Origin of the sequence: Mastigocoleus testarum BC008 (assembly GCF_001456025.1) — a bacterium.
Taxonomy (GTDB): domain Bacteria; phylum Cyanobacteriota; class Cyanobacteriia; order Cyanobacteriales; family Nostocaceae; genus Mastigocoleus; species Mastigocoleus testarum.
Genome location: NZ_LMTZ01000134.1, coordinates 58,265 through 73,077, shown reverse-complemented (window position 1 = coordinate 73,077; position 14,813 = coordinate 58,265). Strand labels below are relative to the sequence as shown.

The following is a 14,813-nucleotide window of genomic DNA, read 5'->3' as shown; positions in this document are numbered from 1 at the left end:
TTGCATCTGAATATATTCCTTGGGTCTGATAATGTATTAACCATCACCTTTTTGTATTTATTCAGCAAGCCCTACTTAAATCACCCGCGATTGATAAATTTCTTTATTTATTAATTTTAAAATTGCCGATTTAAAACGATTGATTTCAAACTACCGATTCAGTTTACTTGCATCTAAAAAACAAAATATTTTCTCAAATCAAAGAGGAAAATATATTAACGAGTATGAATGGAAGCAAATATATAACATTACCGAATATTTTAATTACTTGAATTTACTTATTATCTGCTTTAGTAGGTGAATTAACTTCCGGACGATCGGCATGATGCTTGTTATACCAGTTCATTAATGGTGTAGCAGTAATACCATGGAGTGTAATGGAAGCAATGACGGTAGTGTAAGTTATCCAAGATATTTGCTGTGCTGGTTCACCTTCTACCCCATGACCCAAAGCATAAGAAAGGTAATATAAAGAACCAATTCCGCGAATTCCAAACCAACTAAATAGCAAGCGATTTACGGGTTGAAAATTCTTGCGTTGTGGATAAACAAAGCGTTTACCGATAGTGCTAATCCAAACACTTAGAGGTCTAATTATAAAAAGTAATGATACGCTAACTACTAGCGAGCCGAAAGCATAATCCATAATTGGTTGAAACAATAATATTGAACCCAAAATTACAATCGTTCCGACTTCTAATAGTTTTTCTACTCTTTCGATAAATTGCAACTGTGCTAGCGGTTTTTCTGAAGATTTATAGCTACGTTGTAATACCAATCCAGCTACAAATACAGCTAAAAAACCATAACCATTGACGACCTCAGTTATTGAGTAAGTTAATAAAATTGTACTAAGTGCAATAAAATCTTCCATTAAATCATCAATAGGATGATATTGCTGAATTTTTCGATCCAACCAAACAATCACTTTAGACACTATAAATCCCGTAACAATACCAGCAATAATTGCCCAAATTACATCAATACCAACCCAAGAGTGCAACCAATTATTCCAATTACTATCTTTCGAAGCGTAAATTCCAAAATAAACAAAAGGGAAAGCCAAAGCATCATTTAGTCCACCCTCAGAAGTTAAACCAAAACGTAATTCATTTTCATCTTTGGTGTCTTTTAATTGTACTTCTGAAGCTAAAACTGGATCCGTCGGTGATAAGATGGCTCCAAGTAAAATAGCAGACCCCCAATCTAAATTAATAGCAAATTTAGCAACAGCAGCTAGAGCAAAAATTGAAATTGGCATGACAATTCCAATTAGTCTTATAGTTATATCCCAAGCAGCTAACTTAAAAGGACGAATAATTTTTAAGCCACAGCCAAATACAGATACTATAACTACAAATTCAGTAAGTCGCTCTAGCAAATTTATACTAAATACTTCAGTTTGACGTAACTGAATTAAATTAAAACCGTAGGGACCAATAATAATTCCGACAGCCAGGTAGATAATTGCATAAGAAAGAGGTAAACGCCGAGAAATAAAACCAGAGCCTAAGGTCGCAAATAGTAACAGCAGACCGATCGCTAATAGATTTAAAATATAAACATCTACCATAATTTCCCATCTCTCCGTAGAATTTTATTTTTTATAAGTCAAAAGTTATGCTTGCTCCCTGTACCTGGCGTCAAGGAAATTTTCTTTCATAGTAATAATCTCCCTACGGTGAGAAGCTTGGGAGATTATTGATTAGGATATTTTGAAGGTTCAAGAGTCAAACTTTTAAAAGTAAAACTAATAGAACTTATGCCGCTAGTACATTTTTTCTCGTAGAGTATGTGACACTTCGATTAATTTGCAAGGGGAAATAAAGCTCTTGGCGTCGCACACCAAACATGATAATTGTGACAATGGGGCAAATCCTGACTAAATGAGTGTACGATTTTTAATATCTTGGGTTAGCGGTATATTATACATTTCCCAATCTATAATTCCTTGGGGTCTCAAAATCATTTCCGCTTTCTTAACTTCCGCTTGAGTCCCTTCAACTAGTACCACATAACTTCCTCGAGAAAGTAGTTCGTCGTAGTACTTAGCTCTATCTTCGGGAATTCCCCAACCAACCAAAGCGCCAACTAAGCCACCACTAGCAGCACCAATACCACTACCGATCAGAGTATTAGCAAGTATTACTCCTACTTCTGCGATTGGACCAATACCGGGAATTGCTAATACCCCCAAACTACCTAACAAACCAACCAATCCGCCTGTAACTCCTCCTGTACTTGCTCCTGTCTTAGCTGCTCCTTTAGTTAGTTCTGCGTTTGATTTATCCGGAACTATATCACCTGCCTGTTTGTAACTTTCAGTATGCTGACCAACTATAGAAATTTTATCCATATTAAAGTCAGCCTCTCTTAATTCATAAAGCGCTCTTTGTGCTTCTTCATAAGTTGGAAAGGTCCCAACTGCACGTTGTAATTCATCTTCAAACATAATCTTTTTGCTCTTATAAAAAACAATTATTTAGTTTTATTGGTATCTTAAGTGTCTTTGCTTCATCCGTGCATAGCGTCCGCAGAAAACGGTTAAATAAGTTGCCAGGATGAAGCGTTAACTGTTAACTTACCCCTGAATTCTAACCCTGCACCTACTTAATCTAGAAGTTATAGCCGATTCCTAAAAGTAACCCAACATCTGTATCATCATCTAAGAAAGCTGCGTTAGCACTACCATTAACAGTGAAGCGATCGCCTAAAGGTACGTCTATACCGCCCGTAAGTAAGAAACCGACATCTGCATCGTCACTTGTCTCAATAGCTACGCCAGCACCTAAGTAGGGAGAAACATTAAACGACCTTCCTGCTACTGAAGGTGTCGTACGTGGAGAAAAATCAAAGGTTAGAGGTAATAAAATCACGGGGTCATCATCAATTATGACTGATGGTCGTGCAGAGAAGCGACGTGTCAGTCCTATTTTACTAATCGCTGCAAAGCTGCCTTCACCTAATGCAGTTTCACCACCTAGGCCAATATTACCACCAACTCCAATGTAGCTAGAACCACCACGGGTCGCACGACCGGGTTCGAGATCTGCTCCATTACTGTCTGCAGTTTCAGTTTTAGTTTCAGTTTCTGACTTTTGAGTTCCATCAAAATCGGGTGGAATTAAAACTTGGTTAACTGCGTGGATGACACCGTTACTAGCATCGATATCAGCCTGGATAACATTTGTGGCGTTGACCGCGATTTGGTTCTTGCTAGAATCGACTTGAATATTAACCGGTTGACCTTCAAGGGTTTGCAGTTCTCCCGCTGAAATTTGATCCGCACTCAACCTTCCGGGAACTACGTGATATCTTAAAATTTTCACCAGCAATTCTTTATTCTCTGGCTGCTGCAATTCTTGTAAAGTTTCTGGAGGTAAGGCAGCAAAGGCGGCGTCGGTGGGTGCGAAAACTGTGTAAGGTCCTGGCTGTTGAAGAATATCTGCTAGATTTGCCGATTGCAGTAAAGAAGTTAAAGTAGAAAAGGAATCACTAGAGGAAGCTATAGATACGATATCGTTTTTAGCTTGAGTAGGACCGGGAGTCCCAGCAACGATATAGCTTGCTGCGGGGAGATTAGCTGCTAATGGTTGTGCTTGTCCCTGATTAACTAAAGCTTGATATATTAGGGCTGCGGCTTCGGCACGAGTTAAATTTTCTGTAGGATTAAGTGTTTTTGCATCTGGATAGTTGACAACCATACTGGCTTCTGTAGCTGCTGCAACACTACTTTGTGCATAGGTAGGGATGGCAAACACATCTGTGTAGTAAGTGTTTAAGGTTTCAGTTACAGGTTTCGCCGCAGTTAACCTTAAACCATTGCTTAAAGCGACAATGGCTTGAACTTTAGGAATTTCTTGATTTGGTTGAAACACATTTCCCGGATAGCCCAACATAAATCCGGTTTCATAGGCTTCCTTAATTGCTGAAGCTGCCCAATAATCAGCTGGAACATCTGAAAATCCTTGGGTACTTAACTGTCGGACTGGATTTTGATTAAAAGCTTTTTCCAGCATTGCTGCAAATTCAGCACGCTCAACTGGTCTTTCAGGCTTAAATGTACCATCCGGAAAGCCAGTTATAATTTGTCTCTGTACTAAAGCCCGAATAAAAGGACTAGCCCAAAAACTCGCCGGAACGTCAGAAAATACAGTAGATGAAAACTGCGACTGACTCAAAATTGATTCCGAGTTTCTATTTTTTAGCTGAGCAACACTAGGTTCGGAAAGTAATACTGGACTAACTGTTACAATAGTTAGTCCAAAAGCTAGTAAGTAAATATTCTTGAACGACCAACGCAACGAAAAAAACATAAAAGCCTCCTCTTCCCAACTATACTCACTGTTTATCGCTTCAAATTTACGCAGTACCTGCTATCAAATGACCATTGTCTTAGGTAGCTTAATATTTTCTGAGCATTAACAAATATAAGAAAACAGTCAAAATTTTTAACCTTACTCTTACCTTCACTGTACGCTTTTGCACGAGCTAGATATTTTATTTGCCCGTGCTTTCACTCTCAGCAGTGGGTTTACCGAATCGTCACCCTACAACAGAATCTTTCTACGATCTAATTTTATACTGACGACGAGTTAGCGTAGACGGGATAGCGGAAGATTGCAGCAACAGATTCAGAATCTGGCATTTCCTCTGCAGACATGCAGTAAACCATCCCACCCTGTAAAAAAGTATTCGTGGCTGCAAAATCTAATAAATCAAAATTTTCTTTAGTGGAACTGTCATCAATTTCAATCGAATTAGTTTCTGGCTCGAATCGACCCCAGCACTGGAGGTTATTGGGAATAAACAAAGTATCTACTTGACCATTAATAGCTGCAGGAATGATTTGTTTTACATCTGCACTAGCTTGTTTGGTACTTAGTAATTCTTGATATTGTGCGATCGCCTGTTGTCTGGCTTCTTGGAAATGCGGTTGAATAACTTGTAAAGCCTGCTGATGTAGTTCTTCTGAAGAAAGATTTTCCGGGTTCCCCGTTACACCTTGGCTATACAAATGAGGATAGGAATTAGCTTCTTGGTAAATAGGAAGCAAATACTCTACACCTGCGAGGACTAATGGAACCTGTTTTCCCTGTAGCAAAGAGTGTAAACCGCGATCTATCTGCTGGAAGTAACGTAAGATTTCAGTTTTATTATCGGTCGTTCCTACTCCTTGTCCGTGATAAATCGGATTGGATTGAGAAGCGACGCTTTTAGCTGCACCCTTTCCGACACTATGATACTGAAGTTGCTTTTCAGGATCGTCGTAACTTAAAGCCTCAGCTAAACTAGAAGGGACATCTTCAGGTAAAGCTAGTTCTTGAATGTTGTAATGACTTGCTTGAAATAGACGAATTTGGTTTTGAGCCAAGGCTAACAAGTAAAACTCATTATCTGCAGCCATTAGCGGGAGTAAAGGTTTAAAGTAAAAGCGATCGCTTACTTCTACCAATTCTGTAAAACTATGAGGTAAAAGATAGTAACGCGTTTGACTTTGAGATATAAAATAAGCCAAGCCTAATTCTTGATGCTGCCAAAAATCATAATCATCTATCATTGTTTTGGCTTCTTGCAGAAGTTCGCCCGTTTCTGTTGTACTTAAACCAGCAGCTACTAACTTCGATTCAGCTCGATCTAATAAGTTTTTGAAACGTATAGGGTTTTGCCTAGTCTCTTTTCCTGCCTTATGTGTAGGCATATAGATAGATACACAGAATCTATCTGTTAAGTTAAATAAACTATTTAATTCTTCTTTCGCAAATAAACTCATAAATAATGCTAGCGTAATTACAAAAATACTTTCAAAAACTGCTTACTCTTTACTGCCAATAGTTTTGCACTACGATCGCAAGACAACTATTTTGCGTATCCTGTAAACAGTTCAATTAAATAAAGACCCTGGTGAGGTTTTTTGGAGTCAGTCACCCATATCAGCTAAGTTTCACACAGGAAACGATTGCAGAGACTTTTATGTGTTGGGTTTAGAATACCTTGGCCTAAGAATGAAAATTTTCCCAAGGAGGGAACAGGAGAAAGTGTAAAGATTTATTGACGAGTAATTTATGGCTCTCAGACTCTTTTCCAGAGTGTCACCTAACCACTGTTAATATTAATAATTATCAATTCCAACCCAATGGCTTCTCTGCAGCTGATGGTACTGATTCAATCCTAGGAGAACTCTGTTTGTCAACTACTTGGACGGTAGTGGCTTGAGGACCCATTTCTCCTTCCGTTTCCTTAAATCTGACCCCATTACCAACTTCTAATTGCTCAAAGCTCTGATTGGTAACACTATTGCGGTGAAAATAGACTTCCTTACCGGTACTGATTTCTTTAAGAAAACCATAACCTTGTTCGGAAAATAATTTAGTGATAACAGCGCCCATTTCCTGTTCGGGATGTGTTTTCACTTCCCCTTGTTGCTCTGTGGTGAGTCCAACCAATTGACGACGCGCTGCTTCAAAAGCATCTCGAATTACTGCTTCTAGGGGCGGATACTGTTTACCTTTGTCAGGGTTATAACCTACCGCTATTTCACGTCCGTGGGGGATTGTAATATCAATACTGATCCTGTGAGGAGACCCACTTTCTGGATTCTCGTGAGCTTTTTCAACCACTACGTGACAGCTATTCATGTAATTGCAAAATTTTTCTAACTTTGCAATTTTTTCTCTTATTAGAGAATCAATAGCTTCGGTTTTAGTAATATTGCGATAAGTAATTTCTGGAGGGATTTGCATAGTATTTGACTCTTGCATCGTTAAAAATAATTAGCGAACTTGCTATCATTACTGGAAAGATAATCAAGCTCAAATTTAATTAATTTTATGTCCTGATGCAACTATTAGTTGCTTAAAAGTCTCGGCAGAAGCCTTAGATTCTATGGTCACTTTTTGAGAATCTAAATCAATGTTTACATTAGCATTTGGTTCAGAAGTCAGAATAGTTTGCTTTAAATTATCGCTAGCTTCTTGACTCTTGAGAGTAGGTACGTGAAATTCCATTTGCCGTTTAACTCCAAAAATATTCATTAGACAATTTGCTTAGAATAAGGTTAGTTCGAATCGATCCATTTACCTAACCATCTTTAGTTATAAATAGGTGATATCTTTAGTTATAATCCTTGAATCTATGACCATGGGAGCAATTTAAACCCTGCTTTCGATACATTTATTATTTGTTTTTTTTTAATAAGTTAGCAGTAGCTAAACACAATTTTCTAAACTGTATATTCAGTGTTTAGATAAACTGATATCGCTGAATTTTATTTTGTCTAGTATTAGCAATAAAAATTCATAACAGACAAGTACAAGGAGAACTGACATGGCAATTTCTGCAGATCAAATTCCTGCTCAATCTCAGGATAGACAACCTGCATTAGAATCAGAAATGAATCCCAAACCCCAGTACGACCGGGAAAGTTACGTCGGTAGTAACAAATTAGAGGGTAAAGTAGCTCTCATTACTGGAGGTGACAGTGGTATCGGTAGGTCTGTTGCAGTACTTTATGCAAAAGAAGGTGCAAACATAGCCATTTCTTATCTCGACGAACACGGAGACGCGCAAAAGACCAAGGAGTTAGTCGAGCAAGAAGGACGAAAATGCTTACTAATTCCTGGAGATATTAGTGACGAGCATTTTTGTCAGCAAGTAGTAGAAAAAACTATCGAACAGTTAGGACAACTAGATATTCTCGTTAACAATGCAGCCGAACAACGTTTAGAAAATCCCGAAACTCTAGAAAATATTGATTCGAGAAGTTTGAATAGTATTTTCAGTACCAATATTTTCTCAATGTTTTATTTGTGCAAAGCTGCAATTCCCCATCTTAAAGAAGGTAGCTCAATTATTAATACTACTTCTATCAACGCATACAAAGGTAACGCACCTTTACTTAGTTACTCTACAACTAAAGGTGCGATCCTTGCCTTTACCCGTTCCTTGTCCCAATCATTACTAGAAAAAGGTATCCGCGTTAACGCTGTAGCCCCTGGACCGATTTGGACTCCCTTTATTCCCGATGCTTTTCCCAGCGAAAAAGTTGAAGGGTTCGGGAAACAAGTTCCGATGAAGCGTCCCGGTCAGCCTGTTGAAGTTGCTACAAGCTTTGTATTCTTAGCATCGGAAGATTCTTCCTACTTCGCAGGACAAGTGTTACATCCTAATGGTGGTGTAGTAGTCGGTGCATAGGTGAATTCATAAGGTAAATTCGTCAACTCAAATTCAATGACGTAGTATCGCTACTTAACGAAGGAAGGAGTAGGGAGGAAGAAGGGACTCCGTTAATAAATTAATGGGCTTGTATCGAATGGCACGCTCGTTAAGACTCATCCGCACGTAGCGTGCATGAACAAACTTTGAATTGATGGGGAGTGTGGGAAGCTTGTTATTTAGTTTCGTGCAACGTCCTCATTAATTAAACTCCCCCTCTCTACCCCCTCTTCCCTCCTCCTTCCAACGCAGTCGGTCAATTTTTAAACTCGTTTTGTAAGAAGATTTTTGAATACGGTCGGAGAATATATATTTTCGATATATTTTCGCTCCCAATAGTAAGTAAAATTATAGTTTTAATTAATAAGTTAAATTTCTAACTGATAATTTTTTTGTGCCTGGGTTAATACTTCGAATGAGTATAGTTCGGGTATAATTAATGTATGAGCATTCGCAGAAAAATTAACGCCCTCCGCCAATTGTTGGCAGTTTTTCGCTACAGCGGGCGAGCCATAGGTTTAGTTTGGACGACTAATCGTACTTTAACTATTTCAATTGCTGCTTTGACTTTAATCGCAGGTCTTTTGCCTGCAGCAGTTGCTTACATCGGTAAGTTAATTGTAGATGCTGTAGTCCAAGCTCGAAATGTTGGTACTTTTAACAGTGGTATTTCTAACAGTCTTTATCATCCTTTGATTTATGTGGGTTTAGAGGCGATCGCCATAGCTTTACTTGCAGCGAGTCAACGAGGACTTACAGTTTGTCAATCTTTATTGCGAGTATTACTTGCACAGAGAGTAAATGTATTGATTTTAGAAAAAGCATTGACACTGGAGTTGGCGCAGTTTGAAGATTCAGAATTCTACGATAAAATGAGCAATGCGAGAAGAGAAGCCTCTACTCGCCCATTATCGTTAGTCAATCGTACTTTTGGTTTGGTGCAAAGTGCTCTTTCCCTTTTAACTTATGGTGCTTTGCTAGTCAGCTTTTCGCTTTGGGCTGTTTTCATCTTAGTTTTAGCAGCCATCCCAGCTTTTATCGCCGAAACTAAATTTGCAGGACAAGCTTTTCGACTATTTCGTTGGCGCGCTCCAGAAACTCGCCAACAGCGTTATTTAGAAACTTTAGTCGCTAGAGAAGATTTTGCCAAGGAAGTAAAACTTTATAAATTAGGAGAAATGTTGCTTGGACGTTATCACAACATATTTCACCAAATTTATGGCGAAGACAAAAACTTAACTTTACGACGGGGTTTGTGGGGATACTTATTGAGTTTACTCAGTACCGGAGCCCTATATCTGGCTTATGGTTGGATAGTTATCGAAACAGTTGCTAATCGAATTTCTCTCGGAGAAATGACGATGTATCTGACCGTTTTTCGTCAAGGACAAAGAACTTTTTCGGAAGCACTCACCTCAATTGGAGGAATGTACGAGGATAACTTATATTTATCTAACCTCTATGAATTCTTAGAAGAGAAAGTCCCCCAATCCAGAGGAGAAGCAACTAAGGGAATCTATCCGGGAGATGGAATTCGTTTTGAAAATGTATCCTTTTCCTATCCAGGTAGCTCTAAACCGGCTTTAAAAAATATCTCCTTTCATCTCCAACCGGGGGAAAAACTAGCTATTGTGGGTGAAAATGGTTCCGGAAAGACTACTCTAATTAAACTATTAACTCGACTATATAATCCCGAGTCCGGCAGAATTTTACTGGATGGTTTGGACTTACAAGAATGGGATGTGGAGGTACTGCGACAACGCATCAGTGTGATTTTCCAAAATTTTGTCCGCTATCAATTTACAGTTGGCGAAAATATTGGCGTCGGTGAAGTGGAGAATCTTGAAGATTCAAGCCGTTGGGAAGTAGCTGCGGAAATGGGAATGGCGCGACCTTTTATTAAAAATTTACCCCAAGGTTTTCGTACCCAGTTAGGTCGTTGGTTCAAAGGAGGACAAGAACTTTCTGGTGGTCAGTGGCAAAAAATAGCCCTTTCTCGAGCTTTTATGCGCAGTAAAGCTGAAATTTTAGTTTTAGATGAACCGACCTCAGCCATGGATCCCCAAGCAGAGTTTGAGATTTTTAATCACTTTCGCACTAGCACTAAAAGTCAGATGGTGTTTTTAATTTCCCATCGTTTCTCTACTGTGCGGATGGCTGACAAAATTTTGGTCATTGAGTTTGGAGAAATTATCGAAGAAGGAACTCATGAAGAATTATTGCAGCTACAAGGACTATATGCAAAGTTGTTTCATCTGCAAGCTGCTGGTTATCGTTAAATTGACAAAACTTAATAATACTCAGGTACAATCATGGTTAAGAGTCGGCCCGCGATTGGTAAATTATAATTTCTGGAACTAATTTCTGGAAATAATTTCTGGAACTTTTCAGTCACGCATCATTTGTATATCAAGTAAACATACTGCAACAGAATAGATATTAGTCAAAAGTATTAGCTAAAAGATTAGCCAGAGAGATTAGCCGAATACACATCAACCGAAACAAAATGAAAGTTATCACAGAACCTTCAATTGCAGTAAAAATTCAAAAGATGAAAGAACGGGTGCGTTGGTCGCACCCGAGCATTGTCTCTCGCTCAATTGACCAAACCAGTATGGTTATTGATGACGGGAAAGAAGAAAGCGAGGAATTTTCGTTTTTAGTAATTGGTGATAGTGGTTCTGGACCGCACCGAACTCATAATCCCCAGAGGAAAATAGCTGAATTGATGCTTCCCCATCGGGATGAATGTAGTTTTGTTTTACATACCGGGGACGTAATGTACCTGGTAGGTTCTCGCGATTATTACCCAGAGAACTTTATTAAGCCTTACCGGGAATTTTTAGTAGGTGGTGAGAACTACGAACACATTTCCTACGATAATATGACTTTTAATCAACCCTTTTTACCAGTTCCCGGCAATCATGACTATTATGAAGTGCCGCTTTTTTATCGTTTGTTAGCTGGAGCCACTCTCCCTTTACGTCGGTTTTTTGGCTATAAAGATTTAGATTTGAGTTGGAATAGTTCCTATAAGGGGGATGCTTACGCACGGGCTTTTATCGACTACTTAAAACGATTTAATTCTCAGGAAAAATTAGAATATCATTTAAATTCCCATTATACTGGTAAAACTGATTTCGGTAGGTGTTTGCGCTATGTACCGGGCGAATTTACCCGTTTGCCTAACCGTTATTATACTTTCCGCTATAGGGGAATTGATTTTTTTGCCCTTGATTCCAGTACTTTTAACGAACCTTTAACACCGGCTAATGTGAATGAGATTCACAGCCAATCAGAACATGATGAGCGTAGACTTTTAGCTACAGAGAGATTAAAAGTAGAACAAGAACAACAGCAAATCATTGCAACCATCAGCATACTTAAGGGTTACATTCCGGAGGAAGCCGAAAAAATTGACGATCTCAATGCTAAGTTAGAGCAATTAGATGAGATCAAAATGGATCTCGACAAACAACTCAATCACAATAAAAGTAAAATCATCGACTTCGAACAACTTCATTGGTTAGAGGAAAGATTAATTAAATCTTGGGAAGATCGAGCAGTCCGGGGACGAATCATTTACTTTCACCATCCACCCTATGTTACAGAAGCAACAAAATGGGGACAAGCACAAACTTTGGCTGTTCGTCATCGTTTGCGTAAAGTCTTAGATAATGTGGTTGAAAAACTTGGTTGCTTACCCTCACAAAGTCCAATAGTAGACTTAATTCTTAACGGTCACGCTCACTGTTTTGAACACCTTCAGACCCTAGATACTGGTCACGCTGATTCCAATCTCAATTGGATTGTTTGTGGTGGTAGTGGGTTTAGCTTGCGTCGTCAACGTGAGGAAGGAGCAGAACTGACCGAAACTTTTTTCACAGAATCTGGAACAGAAGTTCGTAAAGTTGCTATTGGTCAACGGTTTATTGGTCGTAGCGGTCAGGGTTCTGATAAAAGACGTCCCTATTCTGGAATTAGAATAAACGTCAAAAAAGGTAATCCTTTACAGTTTTTTATTATACCTTTTGTTGCCGAAAGACATCAGCATCAGTGGTACCACCCGGAAATTGAACCACTTACAATAAATCCAATTGGATTGAGCTAGATACGGAAAAGTCAAAATAGCTTTGCTTTGCTAACAAAAGTTAAAACAGACCGCCCCCTACGGGCGAGCAAATGTTTACGACTCACAGCTTTTAGCGCGTCTACGACGTTAGCGGATCCGTAGGTAGCGGCTCCGTAGTAGCCCAGCTAAGCTAGAGTGCTCAGCTCCTCCGACGACGCCGCAGGTTAAGCGCGTGTCCGTAGGACAAACAGGGCCCATCAATATCCTGACCTAATTGCGTAGCACTGTAAACACAATTATTAAAAAACAAAACCATTAAAACAAACTATTTTAAACAAATAGAACCCCCGATATTCCCTAGTAGATATAGAAAAATCAGCTAAGGAAAACCCCCTTATTTAATTATTTTGCGACCTTTTGAAGTAAAAAACTTTCAAGGTGCAAGACTTTATTTTGCTGAAAGATTACTTTTTTGTAGAAAATTTAACAAAGAATTCTCTTTGCGTAAGTCTACTTGGTTGGCTAAGGATTGCTTAGTGTTAAGTCCCTGGGTTTTAGGAAAAACACTTTTTGACTGTGGTGGAAGAATAGCTGCAATGGGTTTCTTCTGACTCGGTACCCGCTTCATTGATGATATTTGGGTAGCACGATTGCGATATGGGTTAGTTTGCGGTATTTCTGTCTGCGGCGATCGCACAAATTTTCTTTTCTTCTTCTTTATGGAAGAATTATTTTGTGCAACAGATTCATGGGGTTTTGCTGCAGGTTTGCGATCGCGAACCTTCGATCTTATATATTGTTTGGGTTTAACTGGACCATTAAGCCATCGACATAACAACAAACATCCACTCGCACAGCTAAAAGCAATTGCTGCTACCATCCATAAAGGAACCGGATTAACTTCTTGGCGTGTTGGTTTAATTGATTCTTCTAATTCAACTGTAACTCTATCTACTTGTTCACTTTTTAGTAGTTCAACATGGGTCAAACTGTATAAAGAGATAGTAGCACCACCGATGAATACTCCTAGAAATCCAATTAAAAACAGCCAATGATATTTAACAAATGTCTGTATCAGAATATTCCCAGAAGAAATTAGTTTGAATTTAGCTGTTTTCTGTTCGGGTTTGGGTGTTTGTACTTGGGATGATTGATTCTGTACATTCTGAGTGTTTTCCATAATTATTTTCAGATTTGTACTATTTATAAGCCCCTCTAAATTGTAATTTTAATCGAGTAGGCGATAAATACGTATCCGTACTTAAATTGCAGATTCAATAATTTTTCTGAGATAATTAGATCGCAATATTTCAATAATTATCTCAAAAAAACATAATTTTGGGGTAATTAGGTGTTTTTTTACAGATTTAATTTATCAATGCTTCTATTTCCGGGGTTTTATGTCTTTCCAGTGCCAATTCAATCAATTTATCTACTAATTCAGGAAAGGGTATGCCGCTATATCCCCATAGTCTAGGATACATACTGGTATCAGTAAATCCTGGGAAGGTATTAATTTCATTAATTAATACTTCACCGGTGCTTTCGACATAGAAAAAATCAACTCTCGCTAAACCAGAAGCATCAACGGTTGCAAATGCTTTAATTGCCATTTCCCGGATTTGATTGCTGATTGTGTCTGGAAGTGCTGCTGGGATCGATAAGTCTGCTTTGCCTTGAGTGTATTTTGTTTCGTAGTCGTAAAAATCACTTTCAAAAGATATTTCTCCGATTGCAGAGACTTTAGGGTTATCGTTACCTAGAACAGCACATTCTACTTCCCGAGCAACAACACCTGCTTCAACAATCACTCGACGGTCGTAACTAGCAGCGTTGTCGAGAGCTGTTTCTAGTTCTTGACGCGATCGCACCTTTGCGATCCCCACCGAAGAACCAAGATTTGCAGGTTTAACAAAGCAGGGATAGTTTAAATAATTTTCAATTTCATCGCAGAGTTTAGGAAACACACAGGGATTAGACCAAATTTGCGATCGCGTTAAGGTCATATACTTAACCTGTGGGAGTCCAGCTTGAGCGAAAGCTGTTTTCATCGCAATTTTATCCATTCCTACAGCCGAGCCTAAAACTCCAGAACCAACAAAAGGAACTTGCATTAAAGTTAGTAAGCCTTGAATCGTACCATCCTCACCATTGGGACCATGGAGAACGGGAAACCAGACATCTACTTCTGAGGCTTGGGGTGGAAATTCCCACAAACTGGATTTTGTATTAATATTTGTTGCGTTCGGCTTTTCTAAGGCTTGACCTGAAACTAAAATCTGATTTGCAATTTCATTTCCTTGCCAAACACCATTTTTTTGAATGTAAAATGGCAATATTTCGTACTTATCAGTATTTCGTTCTGCATTTAAAGCCGCATTTATTGCTCTTGCAGAAACTATTGAAACTTCATGTTCTCCAGAACAACCGCCAAACAATAACCCAATCTGCAGCTTTGTCATTTAAAATACCCTTATTATTGCTGATTGCAAATAGGTTATCATAATCGTTATTGGGGATTAGTGAT

General features: G+C 38.7%; 11 protein-coding genes. 3 read left to right on the top strand and 8 right to left on the bottom strand.

Features of this window, described 5'->3' with window-relative positions:
* Window positions 1-274: 274 nt before the first annotated feature.
* From BC008_RS35650 to BC008_RS35625, 6 genes are all read right to left on the bottom strand, one after another.
* Complete coding sequence (locus BC008_RS35650) at window positions 275-1,573, bottom strand: cation:proton antiporter (protein ID WP_027842593.1); 1,299 nt, start codon at window positions 1,571-1,573, stop codon at window positions 275-277.
* Window positions 1,574-1,882: 309 nt separating this feature from the next.
* Complete coding sequence (locus BC008_RS35645) at window positions 1,883-2,452, bottom strand: general stress protein (RefSeq protein WP_027842594.1); 570 nt, start codon at window positions 2,450-2,452, stop codon at window positions 1,883-1,885.
* Between the two features lie 163 nt (window positions 2,453-2,615).
* Entirely contained in the window at window positions 2,616-4,316 is a 1,701-nt protein-coding gene (locus BC008_RS35640) for a fasciclin domain-containing protein (RefSeq protein ID WP_027842595.1), read from the bottom strand.
* Window positions 4,317-4,579: 263 nt separating this feature from the next.
* On the bottom strand, window positions 4,580-5,701 hold the full coding sequence (locus BC008_RS35635) for a baeRF7 domain-containing protein (protein WP_235595986.1): 1,122 nt from the start codon (window positions 5,699-5,701) through the stop codon (window positions 4,580-4,582).
* 421 nt (window positions 5,702-6,122) lie between these two features.
* Window positions 6,123-6,761, bottom strand: a complete 639-nt coding sequence (locus tag BC008_RS35630; protein WP_235595987.1) for an HPF/RaiA family ribosome-associated protein — start codon at window positions 6,759-6,761, stop codon at window positions 6,123-6,125.
* 57 nt (window positions 6,762-6,818) lie between these two features.
* Entirely contained in the window at window positions 6,819-7,034 is a 216-nt protein-coding gene (locus BC008_RS35625) for a copper chaperone (RefSeq protein ID WP_201026207.1), read from the bottom strand.
* Window positions 7,035-7,326: 292 nt separating this feature from the next.
* Between BC008_RS35625 and BC008_RS35620 the strand changes: the two genes are divergently transcribed.
* The 3 genes from BC008_RS35620 (at window position 7,327) to BC008_RS35610 (ending at window position 12,325) form a co-directional block, all read left to right on the top strand.
* Window positions 7,327-8,193 carry an SDR family oxidoreductase gene (locus BC008_RS35620; RefSeq protein WP_027842599.1) on the top strand — a complete coding sequence of 289 codons (867 nt, stop codon included), beginning with the start codon at window positions 7,327-7,329 and terminating at the stop codon, window positions 8,191-8,193.
* Window positions 8,194-8,657: 464 nt separating this feature from the next.
* Window positions 8,658-10,493, top strand: coding sequence for an ABC transporter ATP-binding protein (locus BC008_RS35615; protein WP_027842600.1), 1,836 nt, complete (start codon window positions 8,658-8,660; stop codon window positions 10,491-10,493).
* Between the two features lie 227 nt (window positions 10,494-10,720).
* On the top strand, window positions 10,721-12,325 hold the full coding sequence (locus tag BC008_RS35610) for a metallophosphoesterase family protein (RefSeq protein ID WP_027842601.1): 1,605 nt from the start codon (window positions 10,721-10,723) through the stop codon (window positions 12,323-12,325).
* A gap of 409 nt (window positions 12,326-12,734) precedes the next feature.
* On the opposite strand, the gene BC008_RS35605 is transcribed toward BC008_RS35610, so the two are convergent.
* Both BC008_RS35605 and BC008_RS35600 read right to left on the bottom strand, forming a co-directional pair.
* On the bottom strand, window positions 12,735-13,466 hold the full coding sequence (locus BC008_RS35605; protein ID WP_027842602.1) for a hypothetical protein: 732 nt from the start codon (window positions 13,464-13,466) through the stop codon (window positions 12,735-12,737).
* A 187-nt stretch (window positions 13,467-13,653) separates the two neighbouring features.
* Window positions 13,654-14,748, bottom strand: coding sequence for a D-alanine--D-alanine ligase family protein (locus BC008_RS35600; RefSeq protein ID WP_027842603.1), 1,095 nt, complete (start codon window positions 14,746-14,748; stop codon window positions 13,654-13,656).
* Window positions 14,749-14,813 lie beyond the last annotated feature (65 nt).

Bases quoted from the DNA above. Each gene is read 5' to 3' on its own strand.
- BC008_RS35615 (WP_027842600.1), top strand. From the start codon at position 8,658: ATGAGCATTCGCAGAAAAATTAACGCCCTCCGCCAATTGTTGGCAGTT.
- BC008_RS35625 (WP_201026207.1), bottom strand. From the start codon at position 7,034: ATGAATATTTTTGGAGTTAAACGGCAAATGGAATTTCACGTACCTACT.
- BC008_RS35600 (WP_027842603.1), bottom strand. From the start codon at position 14,748: ATGACAAAGCTGCAGATTGGGTTATTGTTTGGCGGTTGTTCTGGAGAA.
- BC008_RS35620 (WP_027842599.1), top strand. From the start codon at position 7,327: ATGGCAATTTCTGCAGATCAAATTCCTGCTCAATCTCAGGATAGACAA.
- BC008_RS35640 (WP_027842595.1), bottom strand. From the start codon at position 4,316: ATGTTTTTTTCGTTGCGTTGGTCGTTCAAGAATATTTACTTACTAGCT.
- BC008_RS35610 (WP_027842601.1), top strand. From the start codon at position 10,721: ATGAAAGTTATCACAGAACCTTCAATTGCAGTAAAAATTCAAAAGATG.
- BC008_RS35635 (WP_235595986.1), bottom strand. From the start codon at position 5,701: ATGCCTACACATAAGGCAGGAAAAGAGACTAGGCAAAACCCTATACGT.
- BC008_RS35650 (WP_027842593.1), bottom strand. From the start codon at position 1,573: ATGGTAGATGTTTATATTTTAAATCTATTAGCGATCGGTCTGCTGTTA.
- BC008_RS35630 (WP_235595987.1), bottom strand. From the start codon at position 6,761: ATGCAAGAGTCAAATACTATGCAAATCCCTCCAGAAATTACTTATCGC.
- BC008_RS35645 (WP_027842594.1), bottom strand. From the start codon at position 2,452: ATGTTTGAAGATGAATTACAACGTGCAGTTGGGACCTTTCCAACTTAT.
- BC008_RS35605 (WP_027842602.1), bottom strand. From the start codon at position 13,466: ATGGAAAACACTCAGAATGTACAGAATCAATCATCCCAAGTACAAACA.